General features: G+C 72.0%; 19 protein-coding genes. 6 read left to right on the plus strand and 13 right to left on the minus strand.

Features of this window, described 5'->3' with window-relative positions:
* Positions 1-159: 159 nt before the first annotated feature.
* Together mgt and C6Y14_RS41045 are read left to right on the plus strand one after the other, a co-directional pair.
* Positions 160-1380, plus strand: a complete 1221-nt coding sequence (gene mgt, locus C6Y14_RS41040) for a macrolide-inactivating glycosyltransferase (protein WP_107022030.1) — start codon at positions 160-162, stop codon at positions 1378-1380.
* 278 nt (positions 1381-1658) lie between these two features.
* Entirely contained in the window at positions 1659-2777 is a 1119-nt protein-coding gene (locus tag C6Y14_RS41045) for a CDP-alcohol phosphatidyltransferase family protein (RefSeq protein ID WP_107022031.1), read from the plus strand.
* 132 nt (positions 2778-2909) lie between these two features.
* Here the strand turns inward: C6Y14_RS41045 and C6Y14_RS41050 are convergent, their stop codons facing one another.
* On the minus strand, positions 2910-5201 hold the full coding sequence (locus tag C6Y14_RS41050; protein WP_107022032.1) for an MMPL family transporter: 2292 nt from the start codon (positions 5199-5201) through the stop codon (positions 2910-2912).
* A gap of 324 nt (positions 5202-5525) precedes the next feature.
* Between C6Y14_RS41050 and C6Y14_RS41055 the strand changes: the two genes are divergently transcribed.
* The 4 genes from C6Y14_RS41055 to C6Y14_RS41070 all read left to right on the plus strand — a co-directional run bounded on the left by C6Y14_RS41055 (position 5526) and on the right by C6Y14_RS41070 (position 9201).
* Complete coding sequence (locus C6Y14_RS41055) at positions 5526-6083, plus strand: DUF1697 domain-containing protein (RefSeq protein WP_107022033.1); 558 nt, start codon at positions 5526-5528, stop codon at positions 6081-6083.
* A 121-nt stretch (positions 6084-6204) separates the two neighbouring features.
* On the plus strand, positions 6205-7248 hold the full coding sequence (locus tag C6Y14_RS41060; protein ID WP_107022057.1) for a ketopantoate reductase family protein: 1044 nt from the start codon (positions 6205-6207) through the stop codon (positions 7246-7248).
* 56 nt (positions 7249-7304) lie between these two features.
* Positions 7305-8807: a hypothetical protein gene (locus C6Y14_RS41065; protein WP_107022034.1), complete on the plus strand. Its 1503-nt coding sequence runs from the start codon at positions 7305-7307 to the stop codon at positions 8805-8807.
* 70 nt (positions 8808-8877) lie between these two features.
* A complete protein-coding gene (locus C6Y14_RS41070) occupies positions 8878-9201 on the plus strand; it encodes a hypothetical protein (RefSeq protein WP_107022035.1) in 324 nt (107 codons plus the stop codon).
* Between the two features lie 36 nt (positions 9202-9237).
* Here the strand turns inward: C6Y14_RS41070 and C6Y14_RS41075 are convergent, their stop codons facing one another.
* The 12 genes from C6Y14_RS41075 to C6Y14_RS41135 all read right to left on the minus strand — a co-directional run.
* Entirely contained in the window at positions 9238-10581 is a 1344-nt protein-coding gene (locus C6Y14_RS41075) for a serine/threonine protein kinase (protein ID WP_107022036.1), read from the minus strand.
* The gene (locus tag C6Y14_RS41080; protein WP_107022037.1) at positions 10582-11556 is read right to left on the minus strand and encodes a PP2C family serine/threonine-protein phosphatase; all 975 of its coding nucleotides are present in this window, start codon (positions 11554-11556) and stop codon (positions 10582-10584) included.
* A complete protein-coding gene (locus C6Y14_RS41085; RefSeq protein ID WP_107022038.1) occupies positions 11550-12212 on the minus strand; it encodes a vWA domain-containing protein in 663 nt (220 codons plus the stop codon). The genes C6Y14_RS41080 and C6Y14_RS41085 overlap by 7 nt, the downstream gene beginning before the upstream one ends.
* A gap of 247 nt (positions 12213-12459) precedes the next feature.
* Positions 12460-14079: a TRAFAC clade GTPase domain-containing protein gene (locus C6Y14_RS41090; RefSeq protein ID WP_107022039.1), complete on the minus strand. Its 1620-nt coding sequence runs from the start codon at positions 14077-14079 to the stop codon at positions 12460-12462.
* On the minus strand, positions 14076-17144 hold the full coding sequence (locus C6Y14_RS44695) for a GTPase-associated protein 1-related protein (RefSeq protein WP_199855045.1): 3069 nt from the start codon (positions 17142-17144) through the stop codon (positions 14076-14078). The genes C6Y14_RS41090 and C6Y14_RS44695 overlap by 4 nt, the downstream gene beginning before the upstream one ends.
* Positions 17141-18388, minus strand: a complete 1248-nt coding sequence (locus C6Y14_RS41100; protein ID WP_107022040.1) for a TRAFAC clade GTPase domain-containing protein — start codon at positions 18386-18388, stop codon at positions 17141-17143. Before C6Y14_RS41100 ends, C6Y14_RS44695 begins: the two co-directional genes overlap by 4 nt.
* A gap of 4 nt (positions 18389-18392) precedes the next feature.
* On the minus strand, positions 18393-20807 hold the full coding sequence (locus C6Y14_RS41105; RefSeq protein ID WP_107022041.1) for a hypothetical protein: 2415 nt from the start codon (positions 20805-20807) through the stop codon (positions 18393-18395).
* A 337-nt stretch (positions 20808-21144) separates the two neighbouring features.
* Positions 21145-21888, minus strand: a complete 744-nt coding sequence (locus C6Y14_RS41110; protein ID WP_199855046.1) for a sirohydrochlorin chelatase — start codon at positions 21886-21888, stop codon at positions 21145-21147.
* Positions 21889-21921: 33 nt separating this feature from the next.
* Positions 21922-22857: an ABC transporter permease gene (locus C6Y14_RS41115; protein WP_107022043.1), complete on the minus strand. Its 936-nt coding sequence runs from the start codon at positions 22855-22857 to the stop codon at positions 21922-21924.
* Positions 22844-23662, minus strand: coding sequence for an ABC transporter ATP-binding protein (locus C6Y14_RS41120; RefSeq protein ID WP_225891536.1), 819 nt, complete (start codon positions 23660-23662; stop codon positions 22844-22846). The genes C6Y14_RS41115 and C6Y14_RS41120 overlap by 14 nt, the downstream gene beginning before the upstream one ends.
* 49 nt (positions 23663-23711) lie before the next feature.
* The gene (locus C6Y14_RS41125) at positions 23712-24815 is read right to left on the minus strand and encodes an aliphatic sulfonate ABC transporter substrate-binding protein (RefSeq protein ID WP_107022044.1); all 1104 of its coding nucleotides are present in this window, start codon (positions 24813-24815) and stop codon (positions 23712-23714) included.
* Between the two features lie 234 nt (positions 24816-25049).
* Positions 25050-25991, minus strand: a 942-nt coding sequence (locus tag C6Y14_RS41135; RefSeq protein WP_107022046.1) for an elongation factor 1-alpha C-terminal domain-related protein, incomplete at its 5' end; no start/stop codon positions are given.

The following is a 25991-nucleotide window of genomic DNA, read 5'->3' on the forward strand; positions in this document are numbered from 1 at the left end:
CGGGTCCGTCGTGGCTGGTCGCGCAGTTCCCCGCGCCCCTAAAGGCGGTGGTGCGGGCGGGGTCTCGGGTGCGGGTCCGGTGGGGGCTTGTCGCGCAGTTCCTCGCGCCCCTTGGAAACTTGCTTGCACGAGACGTATCGTCTCGCTTAGGGTCTGCGCATGACCACGCCTCGTACCGCCCCCGCCCACATCGCCATGTTCTCCGTCGCCGCTCATGGGCACGTGAACCCGAGTCTTGAAGTGATCCGGGAGCTTGTCGCCCGGGGGCATCGGGTCACGTACGCGATTCCGCCCGTGTTCGCCGAGAAGGTCGCGGAGGCCGGCGCCGAGCCGAAGCTCTGGACCTCGACCCTGCCGTCGCCCGACGACGACCCCAGTGCCTGGGGAAGCACGCTCCTGGACAACGTGGAACCCTTCCTCGCGGACGCGATCCAGGCGCTCCCGCAGCTCATCGAGGCGTACGAGGGCGATGAGCCGGATCTCGTGATCCACGACATCACCTCGTACCCGGCCCCCGTCCTCGCCCACCGCTGGGGCGTCCCCGCCGTCTCGCTCTCACCGAACCTCGTCGCCTGGGAGGGGTACGAGGAGGAGGTCGCCGAGCCCATGTGGGCCGAGCCGAGGAAGACCGAGCGGGGGCAGGCCTACTACGCCCGCTTCCAGGCCTGGCTGGACGAGAACGGGATCGACCTGGACCCCGATTCCTTCGGCGGGCGCCCCGACCGTTCCCTCGTTCTCATCCCGAAGGTCCTCCAGCCGAACGCCGACCGGGTCGACGAGTCCGTGTACACCTTCGTCGGCGCCTGCCAGGGTGACCGCGCCGCCCAGGGCGAGTGGCGGCGGCCCGACGGTGCCGAGCGCGTCGCCCTCGTGTCCCTGGGGTCCGCCTTCACCAAGCGGCCCGCCTTCTACCGCGCGTGCGCGAAGGCGTTCGACGCCCTGCCGGGCTGGCATCTGGTGCTCCAGATCGGCAAGCACGTCGACCCGGCCGAACTCGGTGAGATCCCGGCGAACGTGGAGGTCCGCGACTGGGTCCCGCAGCTCGCGATCCTCAAACAGGCCGACGTCTTCGTCACGCACGCCGGAGCGGGCGGCAGCCAGGAGGGGATGGCGACCGCCACGCCGATGGTCTGCGTACCGCAGGCCGTCGACCAGTTCGGCAACGCGGACGTGCTCCAGGCGCTCGGAGTCGCCCGTCATCTGCCCATGGAAGAGGTCACCGCCGACACCCTGCGCGAAGCCGTACTGGCGATCGCCGACGATCCGGAAGTGGCACGGAAACTCAAGGCGATCCAGGCCGAGATGGCGGCCGAGGGAGGAACTTCGCGAGCCGCGGATTTGATCGAGGCGGAAATTCCAAAAGGGCAGGACGGAGTGTGACAGGACGCAGAACGCCTGCTCAGGTGACCCTCAGCGAACCCGGAATTCCCCCGGGTCACGGTTCCATGGAATTGGTGAAGCCATGGCGCACTTTGGATAACGGGAAGGTCATTAGATAACGCTCGGGTAACGCAGGGTTCGTGCTGTCGGGTCATGGATCGGGTTGCTGAGTTCGACCCCTGACCCCCGCAGAAGGTTGCACGGGCTACTTCTTGTTCTTTGATCGAACACCTTCTTAGCGTGAGGTGAACTCGATACGAACTTTGGGAAGTTGACCTATGCGCCGTGACATACCGCCCCTCGCAGAGGTGCGCCGCATCACCGAGAAGAAGCGGGACGCCTGGTGGACCGTGCTGCTCGTCGACCCGGTCGCCACCCCGCTGGTGCGGTTGACCGCGAAGTACACGCGGATCACACCGAACCAGATCACCTGGGGCGCGTTCCTGCTCGGCCTGGTCTCGGCGGCGTTCTTCGCGTTCGGTGACTGGCGGTGGCTGATCGCCGGCGCGTTCGTCTACCACCTGAGCTTCATCCTCGACTGCATGGACGGGAAGGTGGCCCGCCTCACCGGACAGGGCTCGGTCTTCGGCGCCTGGCTGGACTTCGTCTTCGACCGCATCCGGGTCGCGGTGTGCGGCGTCGCGCTGATGGCAGGGCAGTACGACCGCACCGGCGAGACGATCTACATCTGGCTGGCCGCCGCGGTCGTCTTCCTCGACACGCTGCGCTACATCAACGGCCTGGAGATCTTCAAGATCCGTCACACCATGCGCAAGCAGATCAAGGCACGGGTGCGGGCGGCCCGCCGCGCGGAGAACTCAGCGGAGCTGGCCTTCATGGAGGACCTGCTGCGCAACAACCCCGAGGCGGACATCGAGCAGGACATCCGCCAGGCGGCCACGGCGACGGTGACGCCGGTGGGCGTCACGGGGGTCGGGGACGTCGCGGAGAGCGCCGAGGTCGCCGCGTTCGCGGAGCGCGAGCAGGCGGCTGCGACCGCGCCGACGACCGCGGCGACGGCAGTGACCGCGACCGCGACGGAGGCTGCTGAGGGTGAGGCCGGGGCCGAGGGCGAGGCCGAGGCGCAGACCAAGGCTCCGGCCCGTGTGATCGACCTGCACCAGGAGTTCAGGCACCGCTTCCCGGTCTATCTCCGCGCCCGCTCCTTCTTCCTGCGCCACCGCATCCGTACGCACCTGGTGAGCGGTATCGAGTTCCAGATGGGTGTCTTCATCCTGGGCCCGCTGTTCGACTCGGTCATCAAGGCGACCATCGTCTCCGGTGCCTTGCTCCTCGTCTTCGAGCTGGCCATCATCTACAAGCTGCTGCTCTCCACCCGGGACTTCACGCGCACGATCGACTCCTTCGAGCGCGAAGAGGTCCCCACCGCGGCCTGACCGGCAGACCGGCAGACCGGCAGACCGACAGACCGGCAGGACGGTAGGACGGCACGAAACGGCAGCGGGGCCGGGGCACATGCCCCGGCCCCGCTGCCGTTCAGCGTCGCCGCTCCGTACGGAACCGGCCGGTCAGACGCCGACCCGCTCGCCCTCGACCGCCGGCGGCTGAGGCGGCTGCGGCTGCGTCGACGGCTCCTCGAAGGACTCGTCGTGACTGAGGTCGGGGAGCCGGTTCAGCCACTTCGGGAAGTACCAGTTGCGCTCGCCGAGCAGGGCCATGGCCGCCGGGAGGAGCACACCGCGGATGATCGTGGCGTCGATCAGGACCGCCGCCGCGAGGCCCACACCCATCTGCTTCATGGACTGCATGGACAGCGTGCCGAAGATCGCGAAGACGGCGACCATGATGACGGCGGCGCTGGTGATGACACCGGCCGTGGTGACGACGCCGTGCTGGATGGCGTCCCGGGTCGTCAGCCCCCGCAGCCGCGCCTCACGGATCCGCGAGACCACGAACACGTGGTAGTCCATCGAGAGCCCGAACAGGATCACGAAGAGGAACAGCGGCAGCCAGGTGATGATCGCGCCCACACCCTCGGCGCCCACGAGGGACGCGCCCCAGCCGTGCTGGAAGACGGCGACCAGGATGCCGTACGCCGCGCCGACCGACAGGAGGTTGAGGACGATCGAGGTGACCGCGATCGTCAGCGAGCGGAACGACAGGAGCATCAGCACGAAGGCGAAGACCACGACGAAGACGAAGACCGGGGCCACCGCACTGCCGAGCTGGTCGTTGAAGTCCTTCGAACCCGCCACCTGACCGGAGACCGGGGCCTCCACCCCGTCGACCTTGCCGAGTGTCGCGGGACGGACCTCGTCACGGATGATCGTCAGGCTCTTCTCGGCCTTGTCGAGGTTCGAGCCGCCCACCAGCGGCACGTACACGAAGGCGATGTTCTGGGCGTCGTGCACCTTGACGTCGACCGGGCCGCGCGAGGCCCCCGAACTGACCGCCTGGGCCCGGAAGTCGGCGATCGCGGACTTCACCTCGGGCGAGTTGATGTCGTCGGCCTTGACGACCACCTCGGCCGGGTCGGAACCGCCGGGGAAGGCCTCGTTCACCCGCTCGTACGTCGCCACGATCGGCAGCGAGTCGCCGAACTCCTGGTCCAGCGTGAGGTTCTGGGTCTTCATGCCGAGCGCGGGAGCGGCGATGGCCACCAGGGCGCCCGCCGCGACGACCAGCGAGATCGCCGGCTTGGCCAGCACCACACGCAGGACGGCCGTCCAGAAACGGCTGTCGTTGCCGGAACCGCCCTTGCCCGCACCGCCGTTGGCCTTGCGGCGCTTGTCCGGGTGCAGGAACGGGATACGCCCCGTCTCGACCCGCTTGCCGAGCAGCGACAGGACCGCGGGAAGCACCGTCACCGAGCCGACCATGGCGACCGCCACGACCATCAGGGAGGCGAGCCCCATCGCCTTGAAGGTGGCGATACCGGTGAACAGCATGCCCGCCATCGCCACGCACACCGTGACACCGGAGACGATGATGGCCCGGCCGCTGGTCGCCGCCGCGATGCGCAGGGCGGTCTCGGGGTCCCGGCCCGCCGCGCGCTCCTCGCGCTCGCGCCGCAGATAGAACAGGCAGTAGTCGACGCCGACCGCGAGCCCGACCAGCAGCATCACGGAACTTGAGGTCTCGTCCATCGGCTGGATGTGGCTGACGATCATCATCAGGCCCATGGTGGCCATGATCGCGGTGATCGCGAGCAGGACCGGCACCAGGGCCGCCACCAGCGCGCCGAACGCGACCAGCAGGATGCCGAGGGCCACCGGCACGGCGGAGAACTCGGCCTGCTGGAAGTCGTCGCCGAACGCGTCGTCGAACGTCTTGTTCATGCTGGCGCCGCCGATCTCCTCGATCCGCAACGCCTCATGGTCCTTCTGGACCTCCTCCACGGCCTTCAGCACGGGCTCGACCCGCTCGCCCGCCGTGTCGGCCTCGCCGCGCATGTCGAACTGGACCAGCGCGCTGCGGCCGTCCTTCGAGATCGTCTTCGTGTCGTACGGCGAGGTCACGTCGGTCACCTTGCCGGTGCCCTCGACCGCCTTGATCACGGCGGCGACGGCGGCACGGAACTCGCTGTCGGTCGCCTTGAGACCCGTGTCCTTCGCCTGGAGGAGCACGGTCTCCCCGGCGGGCTCCTCGATCCCCGCCTGCTCCGCGATGGCCGCTGCCCGGCCCGTCTCGCCCCCGAGCTGCTCGCTGTCCTTGAGCTCGACCGTGCCCGCCGCCGAGCCGAGTCCCATCGCCAGAACGACGAACAGCACCCAGATCCCGACGGCCGCCCAGCGGTGCCGGGCGCTCCAGCCACCGGCCCGGGCCGCTATCCCCCGTACCCGCGTGTCTCGCTTCCCCATGACGGGCTTGCCCCCTTGTCCTGGGCGCCGACCCCCTGCCGACACCATCGTTATGAAGGTATGGCGCGGATAAGGGCCTCTCCTCGTGCTCTTTGGTGAAGTCCGGCGGCCGGAAGTCCTCCCCCCGGACCCCGTGACCTCCGCACTGAGGAGGATGAGAGGCCCTTACATGTAAAGCCGCTCCTCGGGGGTCGCGCCCGAGCTGACCGGTCGGTAACCTGCGGTGGGCCGGGACGTCCCGGCCCGGCGGCCGTCGTACCCACCCCCACGGGGCACGACGGCCGCCTCAGGGGGACTGTCGGACCCTGGGCCTAGGGTGGGCGGATGACGACGGGGACGACGACGTACGCGGCGCTGCTGCGCGGGATCAATGTGGGCGGCAGCCGCAAGGTGCCGATGGCCGAGCTGCGGACCCTCCTGGAAGGGCTCGGGCACGGCGGCGTGGGCACGTATCTGCAGAGCGGGAACGCCGTGTTCACCAGCGACCACGGCGACGAGGACTCCCTCGCCGAGGAGCTGGCGGGCGCCCTCGCCGACCACTTCGGATTCACCGTCGACGTGCTGGTGCGCGACCACGCGTATCTGCGGGCCGTCCTCGACGCCTGCCCGTTCCCGGCCGCCGAACTGGAGGCCAAGCAGCTGCACGTCACGTACTTCTCGACGCCGGTCGACGCCGGACGCTTCGCGTCGGTCGACCGGAAGACCTTCCTGCCCGAGGAGTTCCGCCTCGGCGACCGCGTCCTGTACCTGTACGCCCCCGACGGCCTCGGCCGCTCCAAGCTGGCGGAGAGCCTGGCGAAGCCCCGGGTGACGAAGGGCGTCGTCGCCACCACGCGCAACTGGAACACCGTCGTCAAACTCGTGGAGCTGACCGATGGGTAAGCCCGACCCTGACCCCGAGCACGACGAGAACGCGGCGGCGTCCGTCGAGGAGGCCAGCATGGGCGAACTGCACATCCTGGCCCACGGGGTCCGCCGTTCACGGTGTGACAGGCTCGGGGGTATGCGCTACATCATCATCGGAGCTGGGGCCGTGGGCGGGGCCGTCGGCGGGCGTCTTGCCGAGTCGGGACACGACGTGGTGATCGTCGCGCGCGGCGCGCACCACGACGCGTTGCGCGAGCGGGGACTGCGGCTCGTGACCCCCGACGGGGCCCGCACCCACCGGCTGCCCACGGTCGACGGCCCGTCGGCCCTCGGCGAACTGCGGCCGGACGACGTCCTCGTGCTCGCCGTGAAGACGCAGGACAGCGTGGCGGCGCTGGAGGAATGGGGGCCCGCCCCGGTGGCGGGCGGCGGTACGGCGGCCGAACGGCTGCCGTTGCTGTGCGCCCAGAACGGCGTGGAGAGCCAGCGGCTCGCACTGCGCCGCTTCCACCGGGTGTACGGGGTGTGCGTGTGGCTGCCCGCCACCTTCGTCGAGCCGGGCGTGGTGTCGGCGGCCGGTACGCCGCTGACCGGCATCCTGCACCTCGGGCGCTTCCCGCACGGCACGGACGACACCGCGCGGGCCGTCGCCGCCGACCTGTCCGCGTCCCGCTTCGAGGCGCCGGTCGTGCCCGATGTGACGCGCTGGCAGTACGCCAAACTGCTCGCCAACCTCGCCAACGCCACCGAGGCCGTCAGCGGGGTCGTCGACAGTGAGGAGGCCCGTGCGCTGCGGGGCCGCGTACGCGCCGAGGGCGAGGCCGTGCTCGCCGCCGCGGGCATCGCGTACGCCTCGCAGGAGGAACAGAAGGAGGCCCGCGCCGACAAGATGCGCCTGGTACCGCTCGACGACGGACCGGTGCGTGGCGGCGGATCGTCCTGGCAGTCGCTGAGCCGGGGCACGGGCACGATCGAGGCGGACTACCTCAACGGGGAGATCGCCCTGCTGGGGCGCCTGCACGGAGTCCCGACGCCCCTCAACGACCTGCTGCGACGCCTCGCGAACGAGTTCGCGCGGGAGCGACGGGCGGCGGGTTCGATGCCGGTGGCCGAGCTGGTACGGCTGGCCGACGAGGCGGTCGCGCAGGCGCTCCCGATCTCCGGTGCCTCAACTCCGTGACACACGGCCCCTCGTATCCCTAGGGTGATGGAGCGATTACGGGGTGGGGGGCCGAAATGGTCGGAAGACAGTTGCCGTCGTTGCCGAAGATGCGCAAGGACGCGGTCACACGGCGGCTGTGCGCGTCGGTGCATCTCGACGCGGACTTCGCCCACGAGGCGGACCACCGGCTCACCGGCGACGGCCTGAACGCCATGGGCCCGGCCCTCGGCATCAACCTCGTCGCCCTCGCCCGGCACGCGCGCGTGGCCGTCAGGGCCCGCGCCGCGCTCGACCGACAGCTCGCCTGGCTGTTCGCGGCCGGCTGGGCCGCGCTGCTCGTCGGTGTGGCGGCCCTCATCAAGGGGCAGGGGCCGATCGCGATGGTCGCCGTCTACGGGCCCGTGACGGTCCTTGCCGCCGCCTGGTGGCTCGTCCACCACGACCAGGCGCGCGCCAGGGCCGCGGCCCAGGACGTCTACCGCAGCCAGGACAAGGCCGAGAACCTCGCCCCGGCCGTCGAACAGGAGGCGGAGGCCCGGCTGCACGACCTCAAGCGGGCCAACGTCATCCCGTACACCGACTCCGCGGAGCGCACCAACCCGTTCGTCGGCAGCGGCGACAAGATCAAGGAAACGCTCTGGCAGCCGATCGACGTCAGCAGGCCCGCGGACTCGCCCACCGGCGGCAAACTCACCGTCCGCCCCTTCGACGCCGTCGACCTGCACACCTATGTGGCCCGGGAGATGGAGGGAGTCTCCGGCCTCGACGGACTGCGCGCCAGGAACCGTCTGTACGTGCTCGGCAGCAACGCCCTCCACCTGCCCGACCTGCTGCCCGACCGCACCCGCCACCCGCGCGCCCAGATCCCCCGGCAACTCGTCCAGGCCGGCCTGCAGAGCCCCGGCGCCGGCATGCGCACGTACCTCTGTCTCGAACGGGTCGGCGAGGGCGGCCGGACCATCGTCTCCATGTATCTGCGGGCGCGACTGCACCGGCCGAGTCTCACCTGGGAGGTCGCCGCGTACGCGATCCCGCCGCTGCACGGCCGCTTCCACCGGGTGGACCACCTGCCCGTCGCCCGCGCCGAGAGCTGGTGGAGCCTCGTCTCGTACGCCACCACGCACGTCTGGCCCGAACTGCGCGGCGCCTCCCGGCGGCTGCGCGCCCGGCGCCGGTTCCACCGCGAGGCGGAGCGCGCCCTGACCAGGACCCGCCGCGAGATCAAGGAACGCCATCTGGTGTACGACTACGGGGCGTTCGACAGTCTGCGTGAGAGCCTCGGCGACTGGGACGCGGCCGGCTACTCGGAGAAGACCGACGCGCAGGACTTCCTGTTCCGGCTCCAGCAGGGCGTCCTCGTCGCGACCGAGCGCTTCCTCCAGGACCACAACGTCGACACGGGCTCCTTCGACAAGGCGCAGCAGATCATCAGCACCCAGACCTACAACATCTCCGGGGACATCAACGGCCCCAGCAACATCGGCAACCAGGGCCAGATCACCATGGCGGGCGGCCAGCCGCAGCACGGGCAGGGCGGTGGCGGCCATCCGGGTGTGGGACAGGGCGGCGGCCCGTGACCCCGCCGCCGCATCCACGGCCCGACGGACCCGCGCGTACGGCGATCAGCACCTCGACCAGGAGCCAGGCATGAGCACCTTCAACTTCCACGGCGACATCAACGGCCCCACGAACATCGGTGACCACGGCCGCATCGAGATCAACAACGGCGTGGACGCCGCCCAGTCGCTGCGCCTGGCCGCCGAACTCGTGGAGCGGCTGCGTACCGAGAACCCGCCCCTCGTCGCGCAAGCGGAGGTCGTACGGGGCGAGTTGGCGCGGGCCGAGCAGGACGGCGCCGCACCGGACCGCGGGCGGGTCCGCTCGGCCCTGGAGACGATCTCCGTGGGCGTCGCGGCCGGCAGCGGAGGGCTCGCCCTCGCACAGGAGCTGAGCCGGGTCCTCGGTCTGTGAACCCGGCGCGGCCCCCTCACCCGTGATCCGGGGCGGTCACTTCGCCCGTACGACCGCGCGGCTCCCGTCGCCCAGGTCCAGTTCCAGGCCCGCGCGCAGCGGTACCGTCTGGCCGGGGCCGATCTGCTGGGACGTACCGTCCGAGCGCGTGCCGGCCCAGGTCCTGCTGCTGCGGTTCGCGATGCCGAAGCGGCCCGGCTTCGAGGGGTGTTCCACCAGTTCGGCCACCAGGCTCGCGTCCGAGTAGTCGTGCCGGGCGGGCTCCGCCTCCAGATGGTGGGCCTGCACCCGGGCCGCGCGCGGCAGCCGGATGTGGCGCTCGGTACGCGGCGGGGGAGTGGTCACCGTCAGACGCGGCGGCAGCACCAGCAGTGCCCCGCAGCCCCAGCACGGGCGGGACGCCTGCGGCTGGGGCTCGCCCGGCTCCGTCATGTTCTGCCGCCCGCAGGACGCGCACTCCACCACCGCGTCCCGTACCGCCCGCAGCGCGTCACGCCACTCGGACTCCCGTACCCGCACCGCCGGATCGTGCAGCCCCGCCGTGAAGCTGCGCCGGAACAGCTCCTGGAGGGCGCCCGCGGAGGCGTCCCAGGTGGCCAGCACGGTCGCGTGCTCCATCGGGTCGGGCTCGTTCGAGTCGTCCGCCGGGTCGAAGACGAACAGCGGGTTCTTCCCGTAGAGCTTCCGTTCGGCGGCCTCGTCCAGACAGTGGATCGCCAACTCCCGTCTGCCCTTGAGCGGATGATGGTTCATCAGGAACATGAACAGCAGCACGGCCAGCGAGTGCAGATCTGACTGCGTGCCGGGACGGGCGCCCGGCTCGGCGCGCACCAGCTCGGGCGCCATGAACTCCATCGTCCCGGAGATCCCGCTCGCGTCGCCCTCCACCACGGCGTTGTCGTTGTCGCAGACGAGGATGTCACCGGTGTCCGGGTCGAAAAAGACGTTGCCCCAGGAGATGTCCCGGTAGGCGATGCCGCGCGAGTGGAGCGCCTGGTACGCCTCGACGGTGTAGAGGCACGCCGTCAGCAACGCGCGCGTGCTGGTGCGCAGTTGGCGGCGGAACAGGGCGGGCAGTCCCTTGAACCGGTCGGGCCGCAGCCCCATCAGATACCCGAACGACCCGTGGTGCCAGGGCACGTACGCCTCGGGCCACAGGAAGCGGTCGTCGTCGAAGTCGCGGGACACCAGCTCCCGTACGATCCCCTCCTGCTCGGGGGTCGCGCAGGTCGGGTAGTACCACTTGAGGGCCTTCTCGCCGGCGGACGTCTTCACCCGGTAGACCTCGCCCTGGCCGCCCGCCCCCAGCATGTCGACGACCTGAACCTCCTCACCGGTCTCCACGGTCAGGCGGGTGCCGCTGTCGAGCATGCCGGTCATCTAGGTCTCCTTCGTCTTCTTCTTCGGTTCGGGTTCCGTGCCGGGGTCGGTGCCGGGCGTCGAATCGGGCTCCGCGTCGGGTACCGCGTCGGGTTCCGCGCCGGCCTCCGTGTCGGGCTTCGGCTGCGGGCGGGCCGCGTACGAGTGCAGGAGGGCCGCGGTCAGGGTCGTGTCGTCGCCGGAGTACCGGGAGGCGTGCCGCAGCCAGTCGGGCAGCGCGTCCCGCACCCCCTCGAAGCCCTCCGTCGCGAGCCGCTCGTCCATGTCCCCGACGAACTCCGTGAAGCCGTCGCCCGACGCGAAACTCTTCGACAGACCGTCCGTGGACAGCACCACCAGCCGCGGGATCCGCGCCTCCTCGAACACGGGCGCCCAGTGCGTCCGTACCGAACGCCACGCCTGCGGCCCGCACAACGACTCGGTCTCGTCGCCCAGGTCGTCCTCGGCCGGGGCCAACGGCCTTTCCACCGAGCCGTCGTGGCCCACCACCGCCAGATCGCCGTCGCCGATCTGCCAGGCCGTCAGGAGCCACGGTGTGACGACCGCGCCGATCAGCGTGGTCCCGTACAGCGTCAGCTTCTCGTCGGGTCCTGGCTCGGGCAGGCCCAGGTCGGCCACCGGGCGGTGCCGTGCCCAGTGCCCGAGGGCCGCCTCGCGCCAGGACTGGACGAGGGCGCGCGGCATGTCGTTGCGGGCGTAGTTCATCAGCCGGGCGAGCCCGCCCGGTTCGTGGCAGGCGTCGGCGGCCCGGCCGAACTCCGTCGCCAGCGCGACGAACCGGTCCACGGCGAACCGCGCCCCGAGCGCGCTGCGCGCGTGCGCGGCCGAGCCGTGGCCGTCCGCCACCGCGAGGACGAGGGGATCGGCCGAGGAACCGGTCCCGGAGAACGCGTACCAGTCCTGGTTCTGCCGTTTCCCGGTCCCCTGGATGCTTTCGGCGAGGGTGGCCCAGCGCCGTACGAGTGCCGTCACCACACGTCGTCGTCATCGTCGTCGTCGAGGACCGGCGGCGCGAACGGCTGCTTCGCCAGCGGGTCCCCCGAACCGGCGACCGGCTGCGAGGCCGCCTTGACCGCCGCCGTCGACGCCCAACGGATCGCCGCCGCCAGCTGCTTGGGACTGTTGGCGTCCAGCGGCTGCAACTCGGGGTTGGCGAGGAACTCCTGGAGTACGGAGCGGTCGGCGTCGTGGCCGATGGCGATCGCGACCCGGACGGCCTTGCGCCCCCAGGGAGTCGCGTCGATCGCCTTGAGACCCGCCTTCCAGTCGTCGGTCGGCACACCGTCCGAGACCAGCGCGAGGACCGGCTTCAGGGCCCGCTGCGGCATCGGCGGGCTCTGCAGCTCGCGCGAGACCAGGTGCAGCGCCTCGCCCAGGTTCGTCATGCCGTCCACCTCGACGTCCTGCCAGGTGAAGTCGTCGACGGGGACGGGGGTCTGGTGGTGCCACTTGGCCGTCGTGGAGAACGTGACCGTACGCAGCAGCAGTTGGGCCGCCGGGTTGTCGTGGGCCACCGACCGCATCTCCGGAACGGCCTCCCGGATCGCGTAGTTGAGCCGGGCGATCTTCTCACCCTGCATCGAGTACGAGCAGTCGAGCAGCCAGATGAAGTGGACCGGACGGTTCGCCATGGGCCCGCCGGGGATGTCACTCACTGCGTGTCCTTCCGTGGGGTGCGGGTGGGTCGGTTCGGTTGGTATGTGAGTCTCGTGTGCGGGCCTCGTCTGCGGGTCGGCGCGCGTCGGTCAGCGCACCGCGTACAGGACGCCCAGGACGAGGAGCGCGCTCGTCAGGACCAGTGCGGTGACGAACAGGCCGAGCGCCATGCGGCGCCCCCACCTGACGTGCCGCGTCACGGTACTCATGCGGTCTCCGGACTCATGCAGTCTCCAGCTTCTTCTCCTTCGGGTCCTTCGGGCCGGCCGCCGGGTCGGGACCGACCAGCCGGCCCGTCCGCAGGCCCGACGCGGCCAGCAGCCACAGCACGGGTTCGGCGGCCCGCCGCTGCTCACTGTCCAACGCGCCCGCACCGGTGGCCGCGTGGGCGCTGACCGCCCAGTAGCGGTCGGACCTGAAGTCGTGCCCGAGGGCGCGGACCAGCCCGCCGAGACCGATCTCGGTGAGCCAGGTGTCGATCCGGGCCCCGGCGACCGGCAGGGAGTCGAGCTGGTCGAGGACGTCCCGCTTGGTGACGACCGTCGCCACGGACATCCTGCCGCGCCGCCCGGTGAGCGCCGACAGCTCGCCCGCCAGCCGCTGGTACGTCTCCCAGGGGCCCTGCGGCGAGGGCCGTGCGGCGGTGGCCCGGTCGGCGTCGGTAGCGCTCAGCTTCGCGCGTACCGTCGGCTCGGCGAGCACGTCCGCGACCAGGACGACCCCATCGGTGTGCGCGAGGTAGTGCTGGGCGCGCACCCGCTCGGCGTCCTCAAGGGACTCGCCCATCGGGTCGTACAGGTAGAGCAGCCGGCGGCGGCGGCCGAGCGTGACGGTCAGCATGAAAGCGCGGGGCTGGCCACCGGTCGTGGCGTGCGCCCAAGTGCCCTGCGTCAGCTCCTGGTTGAGGGAGCTGGCGGTCTGCCGGTCGTCCGTCGACGCGTACTCGACACGCAGACCGCTCCGCCGCGACCAGGCGTGCAGGCCCTCGACCATGGCGGCCATCAGCATCGTCTTGCCCGACGAGGTGCCGCCGACCAGCGGCGCGTGCACGACACGGGTGGTGCCCACCGCGTCCGGCAGCACCTGGTCGCAGTGCGGGCACAGAGCGGTCAGCCGGCCGCGTCCGGCCAGGCGGCTCGCCCCGAGCCGCTGCCCGCAGGAACACATGTGCCGTAGTGCGCCGTAGCGCCCGGGACGCAGCCGGGCATGCGGCTCCCGGCAGCCGGGGCAGCGGTGCACCGCGAGCGGCACCGGGCGGTAGCAGCCCGGATAGGGGCACTTGACGCGGATCCCCAGGACCGTCGCCCAACCGCGCTCCACGCCCCGCAGGACGAGCGCGGTCCCGGCCGCGCCCAGCCACACGAGGCCGAGCAGCAGAGCGAGGACCGTCAGCGCGAGCGCGAGGAACACGGTCGCGAGCGTGGCGCCCACGAGGGCGCCGAGGAACGTGCCGGGTGCGACGAGCCACATCCCCAGCTGCACGAACGAGTTGCGCTCGGGCAACCCGTTGGAGCGGATGCCGCGGAACAGCCTCGCCGTCGTGTGCTGGGTCCACTGCCCGGTGAACCGCAGCCAGATCACCCGGATGCCGAAACCGCCCGCGGTGGCCGCGTCGACCCACATCTGCCGCCACCAGTAGGCGAGTTCGGCCGGTTCGTCACCCCCCTTGCCCCCGCCCACGACCGGGATACGGGTGTCGGGCAGGCCCTCCTGCCGGGGGCCGAGGGCGGAGCACACCGCCCGCACCCCCAGGGAGAGGAGCTGCCACAGGGCCTTGCCGAAACAGACGGCGGCCGCGACCAGCGCGACGAAGCCGAGTACGTACTGCGCGATCACGTTCACCGGTACTCCCGGCCGTCGCCCGGAGGGGGTGCCACGTCCCCGTACCGGGGGGACGGGTCGCTGCCCCGGCCACCGTCCCGGCCACCGTCCCGACCCCCGTCCCGGCCGCCGTCCTTGGCGCGTCCGCGGCCGGTGAACCGGCCCGCGAGACGGCCGAGCGTGCCGGGCCGGTTCCAGGCCCGGAAGGCGTCGAGCTTGCCGCGGCCCGCCCGGTCGAGGCTCGACTCCACCTCGGCCAGATCCTCGGCGGGCAGCGCCCGCACGACGGGCCGCAGCACCTTGGCCAGCAGCGCGGAACAGGTCTCGTCCCACGCCGGGTGCGCGCCCGCGTGCGAACTCCAGTCGCAGAAACAGTCGGCGACATAACCGGGGACCGTACGCAGCCGGTCGCCCACCCGGCTCGACTGCGCCCTCCGCTCGTACGCGGCCAGCAGCGCCGCGTCGCCGGAGAGGGCCAGCGCGTACAGCTCGCCGGGCGGCGCCGAGCCGCGCAGCAGACGGCGCGCGAGGGCACGGTGGACCCGTTCGAGAACCGGCGCGGGCACGGGGCTCGCGTTCGCGGCGAGCGCCGTCGCGCGCTGCACCCAGTCCAGCCCCTCGCCCTCGGCGCCGAGCAGTCCCGCGAACTCCAGCAGCAGGAGCGCCGCGCGCTGTTCCGGTGCCAGTTCCGTGGTGAAGCAGCGCAGCAGGTCGACGGCAAGCGCCGGGATGTCACGGTCGTCGGCAGGCGCCGCGAGCGCGGCGTCGATCAGCAGGTCCCGGGTGCCGGCGGCGCGGTGCAGGTCGGAGCCGAGTTCGTTGAGCAGCAGGCTCGCCTCCTGCCCCGTGGGCAGCTCGCCGGGCCACACCAGCTCGACCGCGGTCCGCAGGACGGCCGGTTCGGTGTGCAACGAGACCCCGGCGGTACGCACCACGCCGTGGAACGCGGTCATCCGGTCGCCCACGCCGGTGGGCAGGGCGTTCGACGCGCACATCCGCAGATGCGGGAACCCCGGGTGGTCCCGAACGGGGAGAGCCGCGACGGCCAGCATCCGCGCGGCGGCCACCGGCCGGCCGGCGGAGATCGCGTCGAGCGCGCCGAAGAGGGCGATCCGCAGAGTCGGATGCGCGACAACGGCGCCGCGCAGCCCGGCCAGCTCCTCCGGGCGGACGGGGGCGGTGGGGGCGACGGGGCTGCCAGCACCCCTGGGTCCGTCGGGTCCGCCGGGCCCGCCGGCACCCCTGGGCCAGCCGGGGCCGCCGGCGCCGCTGGGCCAGCCAGGTCCGCTGGGCGCGCCAGGGCCACCGGGTCCATCGGGGCCGTCGAGTTCGTCGGGGCGTTCTGGCCCGCTGGCGCCGCCGGGTCCGCCAGGGCCGGCGGGCCAGCCGGGCCCGCCGGGATGCGCCGGACCGGCGAGACGTTCCGGACCGGCGAGACCAGCGGCGTCGGCCGGGCCGCCGGGACCAGCCCCGGCGGCGCCGGTGTTACTACCGGCACCGGCCCCGAGCGTGGTCGGGCCCGTGCGTGTGCTCCACCAGGGGATCGCCCCGTCTGCGGTCGCCGACGGGGTACGCCGGCCCGGGTGCCCGGTGCCCGTACGGGGTTCCGGGCCCGTGGTGGAGGGGTGCGCCCGCGCCTCGGGGAGGTCCATGAGGGCCTGCGCCAGCCGTGCCGCGAGGTCCGGGAGGAGGTCGGTGCAGTCGACCTCCAGGAGATCGGCGACACGCAGCAGACCCAGCGGGCGCCCGGCCGGCGGCTGCGCCGGGTCGGCGACGCCCGAGCGGATCGCATACCCCAGCTCCGCGCCGAGCCGTGTCCGCGCCTCGGGGCTGAACGAGGCACCGTGGACGACGGGGACGGGTCCGTCGCCGCGTACCGCCGCGGTCAGCACCTGCGCGGCGAGCGGCGCGGAGACGAAGGCGGGCACCTGCCCGTCGAGGCGCTCGAACAGCGAGGTCAGCCCCGCGACGAAGTCAGCAGCCGAGGCAGCGTCGGATGCCGCACCGGATGCAGTCCCGGATGCCGCACTGTCCGTCGGCAGGGCCCCGCCCGACGACCGTGTGTCGTCCGCAGGCCGCGCCTCGCACAACGCCGTGACGAGCTCGGCCAGTTCGTCCTCGGGCAGGCTGCCCGCGCGGTCGCGGACCCAGTGTGTGGCCGCCGTGAGCGCGGCCGGGGGGAGCGGGACGCGAGCGGTGAGCGCCGCCGCGGCCAGCGAGCCGAGGTCCGGCCCGTGACGCCGGAACAGATCGGGCCTGCCCGCCCGCCACACCCGGGCACACACCTCCGCCCAGAGGTCGGGCACGGCCTCGGCGGACGTGCCGGGAGCGGCGGCCACGGGCGGCCGGGTGCAGTCGTGGACCCGGTGCCGATGGCCGTACGCCACCGTCTCGGACGACGGCAGTACGCCGATGATCTGCTGCCTGGCCTGCACGGGCCGCCGCGTGTACGTGGTGAAGGTCAGCCGGTGCGCCTGCTCGCGCGGCAGCACCGCGCAGGCCAGCGCGATCCACTGGGCCACGGCGGCGCTGTCCCGTTCCACGAGCACGACCTGCCCGGCGCCAGGGTCGTCCGCGACCGCCCGGACGTCCGTGAGGACCGCCGCGAGCCGGTCGGCGCGGGACACCGCGAAGGCCACCAGCGCCTCGTGCCGCATGAGCCCCGACGGCTCGAAGTGGTCGATCGGCTCGGGTCTTCCGCCGTCCGGTGTCGCCCGGCCCCAACGCCGGGACTCCCAGGCCGCGATGGGCAGCGCACCGTCCGGCAGCCGTCCACCGGCGGGCAGATGGAGGGCATGGGCGTGGAAGTTGCCCCACCGTCCGCTGTAGTCGACGCCCGTGTACACGGATCGGCTCAGCAGCCGCCCGCCGTCGGAGAGTTCGCTGAAGCTGAACGCGGTGGGAAAGGAGTTGAGTTCGTCGGCGTCCGGCCGTGCGGGGGAGTCCCGCGGCGGTTCGTACCCGATGAGCTGTTCCGCCTCCCTGAGCACGCCCTGCGGCACGTCTTCGCTGACCGCCGTGAAGCGGAATCCGGACCCGCCGGGCCCGGGCGGCGCGGAGGTGTAGTGGAGCTGGGAGAGCGTCACCTGGACTGTCCTTTCCATGCGTTGGTGACCGGCAGGAGCCCGCGCCGGGCCAGCAACCACAGCAGCGGATCCTCCACGCGCAACGGCTGCGGCCCCGACTTCGGTACGTCCGCCGGGGCGTCGGCGGGCGGTGGCGCACCCAGCGCCGACAGACCGAACAGTGACAACTCGGCGAAGTCCCGCTCCAGTTGCCGGTACAGCGCCCCCGAGTCCCAGTCGGCGAGCTGGGCGCGCAGCTCCTCGTGCACCGCGAGCCGGTCGTCCTCGTCGAGCGTCCCGCCCTCGTGTGTGGCGCTGCTCAGCAGCGGCGAGTGCGGGTCGAGCAGCGGCCGCAGCATGTCCGTCTTCGTCACGGCCACCGCTATCGGCGTACTGACCCGGCCGCGCGAACCGCCCCGGCCGTGCGCCCGCAGCTGGGTCGCGAGATCTGCCGCGATCTGCTGCGGAGGGGTCTCCACGGCGGGCAGCGGCGGCCCGTCGCCGAGCGGCAACCGGTCGCGCACGGTACCGAGTTGCAGCGGATCCACGAGCAGGATGATGCCGTCGGCCGCGCTGAGATAGCGGGTGTAGCGGTCCACGGCGTCGGCGCCCGCGAGATCCTCGCCCGCCGCGTCGAAGAACACCAGGGTCGTGTGCCGGCTGCCCGTGCCCAGCCGCCCGCGCCGGGGCAGGCTCAGCCGGTACAGCAGCGGATCGTTGAAGCCGAGCGCGGCGGGCCGGGTCGCGTCCGGCAGCCGCAGCCGCTCGTACAGGTCCTGGGCCATCTCTTTGTCGCGCTGCTGCGTGCCCTGGCCCATCGCGGCGAGGGAGGCGTCGAAGGCCTGGCCGACCCGCCGGTTCAACTCGTTGACCAGCACGGCTACGTACGTGCTCTTGCCGGACGCCTTCGCGCCGACCAGGGCGATGATCCGGCTGTCCTGCTCGCAGTAGTCGCTGGGCAGATCGCTGTGGCAGGAGCCGCACACGCGGACCGTCGTGGTCACGCCGCATCCCGGGCAGACGGCGGGACCGGCGTTCGCGGCGGGCCGCAGCCTGGACACCGGGGAGCGCGGCCGGGTGAAGACCGGGCCGCGCATCCGGGCCGACGGCGGGATGCTCGGACCCATGAACTCGGCCCACACGTCGTCGCGTTCGGGCCCGCACGGCTGCGAACCGCGTACCCCGCCCGGGATCATCAGACAGCGGTAGGGCAGCCCGGCGGCCGACGAACGGGCGAAGCAGTAGGGGCAGATGACGGTCGTCATGGGTTCAGCGCACCACCAGGGTCGCGGGGGACGGTTCTTCGAGTCGTACGGACGTGGCGTGCTCGCCGAGCAGGAACCCGCGCAAAGTGTACGGAGCCGGGCAGGGTGCCGAGTCCAACTCGTGCTCGACCGTACGCAGTTCCAGCAGTCGAGCGCCGGCGATCCTGAACACGGTCGTGCCGTCGGCGGGCCCGCGCGGGCGAAGCGTGCCACTGCGCGCCACACAGACGAACTCCGGCAGCTGCTCCGGCAACCGGGGCGGAGTCTCCTCGGGGGAGGAGCCGGGAGGGGAGCCGGAGGGCGACCCGGGAGCGGGAGCCGGATCGGGAGCGGAGAGGGTGACGCGGATCAGGGGCTTGCCGCGCCGCAGCATCCGGCGCGGCGCGGGCACCAGACGGTACGCGACCGACGCGTCCGGCGGCAGCACCGTCTCGGCGGCCGACGGCAGCGCGACCACGGACCCCGGGACACGCGGCGCGGGTACGGCCCTGACCCGGACACCGCCCCGGCCGACCGGCAGCCGCAGGCCCTGACGCCGGTACTGGTGTGCGGCGACGGCCCGTTCGCCCGTGCGCCCGCCGTCCTCCGTCCAGCTGACGGTCAGTAAACCGGTGCCCTCGGGCCAGTCCAGGACCACCTGCACCTGGCCGTCCGCCTGGCGCCGCGCACTCAGCCCGGTGACCGCGACCGGCGCCTCCACGGTGACGGTCGGCCCGGCCACGGCACGTTCCCCGAGCACGGCGACGGCCGCGACCTCGGCATGGGTGCCGGGCGGCGGACACAGCACCGGTTCACCGTCGTGCGGGCGGCGCCACGGCAGCGGCTCGGGCAGCTCGGCAGTGGCCAACTCGGCACCGGGCAGGGGTGTTTCATCGGGCCAGCACACCAGCCGTACGTCCGCGCCTTCCGCGTGTACGCCGTCCTCGGCACCCTCGCCACCCTTGCCGCCCGTCCAGGTGAACCGGATCGCCTCACCCTCGGCCGTGGCCGTGAGCGTCCGTACGGGATCGGGCCAGCGGTGTGCCGTGCGGGTCGCCACGACGCCCGGGGATGCGACGGCCTGCCCCTCGGGTGTGCGGTAGTGGCACACGATCCGGAAGCGGTGCGGGCCCGGCGGCAGCCCGGTGGCCGCGAACCGGTCCCTGTCGCAGGTCAGCGCGCCGGACGGGCCGTCGGGACCGGTGTGCTCGACCGTCACCTCCGTGGCGCCGGGCGGTGTCCGCCAGGTGCCGCCGATCCGTTCCCGGCCGTCCGTCAGCGCGAGATCGCTCACCTCGGGGGTGAGGGACAACTCGCGCGCGACGAGGGGTACGCCGTCCACGCGGCCGTCGCGCAGAGGGAGGGCCACGTAACGCACCATGCTGCCGAGCGGTATCGCCCGGTCCTCCGTACCGCACACGCCGCCCGTGCCGTCGGAGCCGTTGACGCTTGAGGTCTCCTGGCGCTCCTGGCGGACCTCGCGGATCTCCGTGCTGCCGCGTCCGGTCCGTCGAAGGCGCAGGATCCGCCAGGTGACGCCGGGGTCCGCGTCCGTGGCGTCCCAGGCCAGCGCCGCCGACTCCGGGCGCAGTACGCACCGCAGCCGCTCGACGTGGTCGGTGGGACCAGTCGGACCAGTCGGACCAGTCGGACCAGTCGGACCGGTGGAGCCGGTGGGACCGGAGGGGCGGGGCCGGTGGATGCGTACGAGGCTGAACAGGGCCTTGCGGTCGTCCGCGGCGAGACGCAAGGTCCGCAGGTACTCCTCCGTCGCGGCGTCGGTGTCGCCCGCCTGCTCGGCGGTGCGCGCCGCGTCCAGCGCGGCGTCGGCGTGGCCCAGCCGCCGGGTGAGGGTGGTGCGGAGCGCGCTCAGCGACGCGTCGCGACCGGTGGGTGGCAGCCGCTCCAGCAGTTTGCGCACGCGACGGAGCCGGTGTTCGGACCAGGCGTCGGCCAGGGACTCGGCGGCGGTTCGCTGCGCGTTGTCCAGGACGGGGCGGAGGCGGGCGGCGGCGGCGAGGCCGGCCGACTCGTCGGCGTGGACGCCGAACGCTTGCGCGGTGTGCGGGAGTTGGCCCTGCGGGTGGTCCTGGAGGAGGCCGATCAGTTGGTACAGGAGGACTCTGCGCAGGGCTTGGGGGTCGCTGCGGTGGAGTTCGGCGAGGTGGTTCGCGAGGGTGGCCTTCGGGCCTGCGCCGCGGCCCAGGTCGGCCAGTAGCGCGTGGTCCACGCGTCGGCGGCCGCGGACGCCCTGGGGGACGAACACGCCGTCCAGGACGCGTAGTCCGTCGCCGGGGGTGAGGAGTTCGCCCATGTGGCGCAGGCCGGCGGCGCGTTGGGTGGCTACGAGGTGGGCGTAGCCGGGGGTCAGGGGGGAGAGGGGGAGGTCGGACAGGGCTTGGGGCAGGCCGAGGTGATGCCCGAACTCCAGACCTGCCACTTGTCGCGCTCCCCCGGTCGTGCCTGCGACCGACATCCCATCAGATTTGCGGGGGCGGGGGGAGTGACTTTCGCAATCCGGCGAGGTGGGAGGGGTTGTGTGTGGGGGGTGGTTCTGAAGTGAAGAAGGAGTCCGCCCCCGCCGCCCCTACCCTCCCCGTCACTGCATGGGGGCTGCGCCCCCTCGCCCCCTTTTGCGCAGTTCCCCGCGCCCCTTCAGGGGCGCGGGGAACTGCGCAATTCGTAACGCGCGCCCCACCGAACCCGCAGGTTCCCAGTAGGGGCGCGGGGAACTGCGCAATCGGTGAGGGCCACCCCACCGGCCCGCAGGTGAACGTTCAAGCCCCCACGGCGGTCAGAGCCGACCCGGCGACGGCCGAGTCGTAGCGGGCGAGGAGCACGCGCGCAACCTCCGGCGCCGCCCCCAGCACCGGCGCCAACAGATCCGCCCCACCAGCCTCCCGCGCGACCCGATCCGGCAACCGCCCCGGCGCGAGGAAGTACGGCGCCACAACCACCCGCGCACACCCCAGGGCACGCAAGGACCCCACCACATCCCCTGTTCGCGGAAGCGATCCGCCGGAGGCGAACGCAGGCCGCACGGCGCACCAACCGGTCCGCCGCCACTCCCGCGCGATTTCTGCGATCACTGCGATCGCCTCCGGGTCGGTGGACCCCGCCGCGGCCAGGACGACCCCGGTCGAGGACTTGTCGGCGGGGGACAGCCCCGCCTCGTACAGGCGCCGTTGGAGCGCGGCCGTGAGCAGGGGCGACGGGCCGAGTACGTCGGCCTGCCGGATCCGCAGCCGGGCCGGTGCCTCGCTCAGCACCGACGGGATGTCCGCCTTGGCGTGGAAGGCGCGGGTCAGCAGGAGAGGGAGGGCCACGATGTCGCGTACGCCTTCCGCCGCCAGGGATTCCAGCTTGCCCGCGACGGACGGGAGGTTGAACTCCAGGAAGCCGGTCTCCACGCGCACCCCGGGCCGCCGCGCCCGCACCTGGCGTACCAGGGCGTGCACGGTCGCGGCATGACGCGGGTCGCGGCTGCCGTGGGCGATGACGAGGAGTACCGGTTTCGACATGGAGGTCAGCTCTTCACTCGGCTCTCGATCGGCTCAGCTCTTCACCAGGAGACCGCGGCTGCGCAGTACCCACCGTTCCAGCGGGCTGAAGATCAGCAGGTCGATGGCGATGCCGACGATCAGGATGAGGAGGATGGCGAGGAACACCATGGGCATGCTGTTGGCCGTACGGCCGTTCTCCAGCAGCTGGCCGAGGCCGACGCCCAGGTCCGGCGAGGACGCGATGATCTCGGCGGCCATCAGGGAGCGCCACGAGAACGCCCAGCCCTGCTTCAGACCCGCGAGGTAGCCGGGCAGCGCGGCCGGGATCACGATGTGCCAGGTGCCGCGCAGGCCCGTCGCGCCCATGGTGCGGCCCGCCCGCAGGAACAGGGGCGGGACCTGGTCGACGCCGGAGACGAGCCCGTTGGCGATGGAGGGGACCGCGCCGAGCAGGATGACCGCGTACATCATCGAGTCGTTGAGGCCGAGCCACAGGACGGCCGGCGGCACCCACGCCACCGACGGCAGCGACTGGAGGCCGGACAGGATCGGGCCGATGGCCGCGCGCACGAACTTCACCCGGGCGACGAGCAGTCCGAGCGGGGTGCCGATGACGAGGGCCATCAGGAAGCCCAGCAGACCGCGCGAGACGCTGGTCCAGATGTATTCGAGGAGCGTGCCCTCCAGCCAGGCCTCCTGGACCTCGTCCCAGACCGCGGACGGGGCGGGCAGCTTGTAGCTGTCGGTGACCTCGGCCCACACCAGGACCTGCCAGACGACCAGTACCAGGGCCACGGCGACGATCGGCGGGAAGATCTTCTCGACGAAGGTCCTGCGGAACGGGGTCCTCTTCGTCTGGACCGTGTCCAGCGCGTCGAGACCGGCTTCGAGTCCGGCGAGGTCGGCGTTCTGCCTGACGCCTTCTTCCTCGTCGGCCTTGCCCGTCGCGCCGCCGTCCTTGACGGCGCTCGTCTCAGTGCTGGCCATGGCGGCGGATCTCCCCACGCAGTTGTTCGGTGATCTCGACGGACAGTTCCGCCACGGCGGGGTCCTCGATACGGCGGGGCTGCGGGATGTCGACCGTCCACTCCCGCGCGACGCGTCCCGGGCGCGAGGACAGCAGCACCACGCGCTCGGCGAGCCGTACCGCCTCGCGCACGTTGTGCGTCACGAACAGCACCGACACGTTCGTCTCGCGCCAGATCCGGGTCAGTTCGTCGTGCAGGACGTCCCGCGTGATGGCGTCGAGGGCCGCGAACGGCTCGTCCATCAGCAGCAGCCGGCTGTCCTGGGCGAGCGCGCGGGCCAGCGCGACCCGCTGCCGCATACCGCCGGACAGCTCGTGCACCCGCTTGCCGTACGCGCCCTCAAGGCGGACGAGCTGCAGGAGCTCCTCCGCCCTGCTGCGGCGGTCGGCCTTGGCCACGCCCCGCAGTTTCAGGGCGAGTTCGATGTTCTTGCCCGCGGTCAGCCACGGGAAGAGGGCGTGCTCCTGGAACATCAGGGCCGGCCGGCCGTCGGTGCTGATGCCTCCCGCGGACGGCTTGTCGAGCCCCGCGACCAGGTTCAGCAGCGTCGACTTGCCACACCCGGAAGCTCCCAGGAGGGTGACGAACTCGCCGGGCGCGACATCGAGCGTGATGTCGTCCAGGACGAGCTGCTGCCCGGCGGGGCCGGCGAAGGACTTCGAGACGTGCTCGATCCGGGCGGCGTACTCCACCGACGTACCGGCTTCGGCGTCGGCGGTCTTGGCGAGGGCGGTTGCCACGGTCGTCACCTCCTGGGAACTCATGGGTCTGGGCCTGAACTCTTGCTGGGCCTGAACTCTCGGCTGTCCGGGCTTACTTGACGCCGAGACCGGCGTCGTCGACCGAGCTCGCGCCCTCGGCCTTGAGGACCTTGTTCAGCGGCGCGAGGTCGTAGATGCCGTCGAGCTTCGGCTTCTCCAGCAGGCCGGCCTTCACCGCGTGCTCCGCCTCGGTGTTGAGGGTCGCGGCCAGCGGGTCGTCGGTGAACTGGATCGACTTCCACGCCGGGTCGATGACCTCGGCGGGCAGTTCCTTGCCGGACAGCGCCTTGAGCTTGGTGTTGGCGGCGGCCTTCGCCTCGTCCGGGTTGGCGTTGATCCACTTGTTGGTCTTCACCGAGCCGCGCAGCACGGCCTCGACGACGTCCGGGTGCTCCTTGAGGAACTTCTGCGACACGATGATGTTCGTGATCACGAACTTCTTGTCGGGCCACAGGTCGGCCTCGTCGAGCAGCACCTTCGCGCCCTCGGCGACCAGCTTGGACGCGGTCGGCTCCGGCACCCACGCGCCGTCGATGGAGCCCGACTTGTAGGCGTCCGGCGTGATCTTGTTGTCCGTGCGGACCACGGAGACGTCGCCCTTGCCGCTCTGGGCGTCGACCTTCCAGCCCTGCTCGGCGATCCAGTTGAGGAACGCCACGTCCTGCGTGTTGCCCAGCTGCGGGGTGGCGATCTTCTTGCCCTTGATGTCCTTCGTGGACTTGATCTTGTCCGGGTTCACCACCAGCTTCACACCGCCGGACGCCGAACCGCCGATGATCCGCAGGCCCTTGCCGTCGGTCGTGCTGTAGCCGTTGATGGCGGGGGAGGGGCCGATCCAGCCGATGTCGATCGACCCGGAGTTCAGCGCCTCGATCTCGGACGGACCCGCGTTGAACTGGGAGTACGAGGCCTTCGTGCCCCCGAGCTCCTTCTGCAGCAGCCCCTCCTGGTCACCCACGAGTGCGGTGGCGTGCGTCAGGTTCGGGAAGTAGCCGATCCGGACGGTGTCGGCGGAGAGCTTCTTGCCCTCGGCGGCGACCTTCGAGGTGTCCTCGTCCTTGTCGGAGCCGTAACCGCAGGCGGCGAGGGTCAGGAGCGGAAGCGCGGCGGCCACGGCGATGCCGCGGCGAAGCAGTGTGGAGCCCTTGGCAGGCACGGGAGGGTTTCCTCTCGTTGGCCCGGCGGTCACGGTTCTTCAGGTCGTGGCCGGGAGGTCGGCAGGTCTTCGTCGTATCCGCGACGGCGGGCGGGGGGACGGGGCGCGCAGGCAGTGCGCGTACGTCAGCACGCACATCGCGCGACTCCGCCCTGTCCGGCGCCGAGGGCGCCGCTGCCGACGCGGCCGCCCTCCTTCGCGAACGTGGAGTAGAAGTCGATGGTGGTCGTCATGTCAGAAGTCCCACCCGTCCTCGTCCGCCTCGGCCCTGACCGGCTCCGGGGAGGCGAAGGACTCGCCGACCATGCCCGCGGTGAGCGTCGTCCCGTCGGAGGGGTCGATGAGGATGAACGAGCCGGTGCGCCGGGAGTCGGCGTACGAGTCCACCGGCAGCGGCTCGGCGGTACGGATCTTCACGCGCCCGATGTCGTTGGCGACGAGGTGACCCGGGTGCGGGTGCAGGGACAGGTCGTCGAGGGTCAGCCGCGAGGGGATGTCCTTGACGACCGCCTTGACCGTGCGGGTGCCGTGCTTGAGCAGCACCCGGTGGCCGATGGTCAGCGGCGCGTCGGCCACGTGGCAGACCGTCGCCTCGATGTCCTGCGTGGTCGCGGGCGCGTCCTTGGTCGGCACGATCAGGTCGCCGCGCGAGATGTCGACGTCGTCCTCCAGGAGGACCGTCACCGACTGCGTCGTCCAGGCCAGGTCGACCGGCTCGCCCAGCAGGTCGATCGAGGCGATCCGCGAGGTGCGCCCGGAGGGCAGCACGGTGACCGCCTCACCGACCCGGAACGCGCCGGCCGCGATCTGACCGGCGTACCCGCGGTAGTCGGGGTGCTCGGCGGTCTGCGGACGGATCACGTACTGCACGGGCAGCCGTGCGTGGCAGGTCGCCAGGTCGTGGCTGACCGGCAGGGTCTCCAGGTGCTCCAGGAAGGTGGGGCCGCCGTACCAGTCCATGTTCGCGGACGGGTCGACCACGTTGTCCCCGGCGAGGGCGGAGATGGGGATCGCGGTGATCTCGGGAACGCCCAGTTCGGACGCGTACGCCGTGAACTCCTCGGCGATCGCCGCGAACACCGGCTCCTGGTACTCGACCAGGTCCATCTTGTTGACGGCGAGCACGACGTGCGGGACGCGCAGGAGGGCGGCGATCGCGGCGTGGCGGCGGGTCTG

It is taken from the genome of Streptomyces dioscori (genome assembly GCF_003024195.1).
Lineage (GTDB): Bacteria > Actinomycetota > Actinomycetes > Streptomycetales > Streptomycetaceae > Streptomyces > Streptomyces dioscori.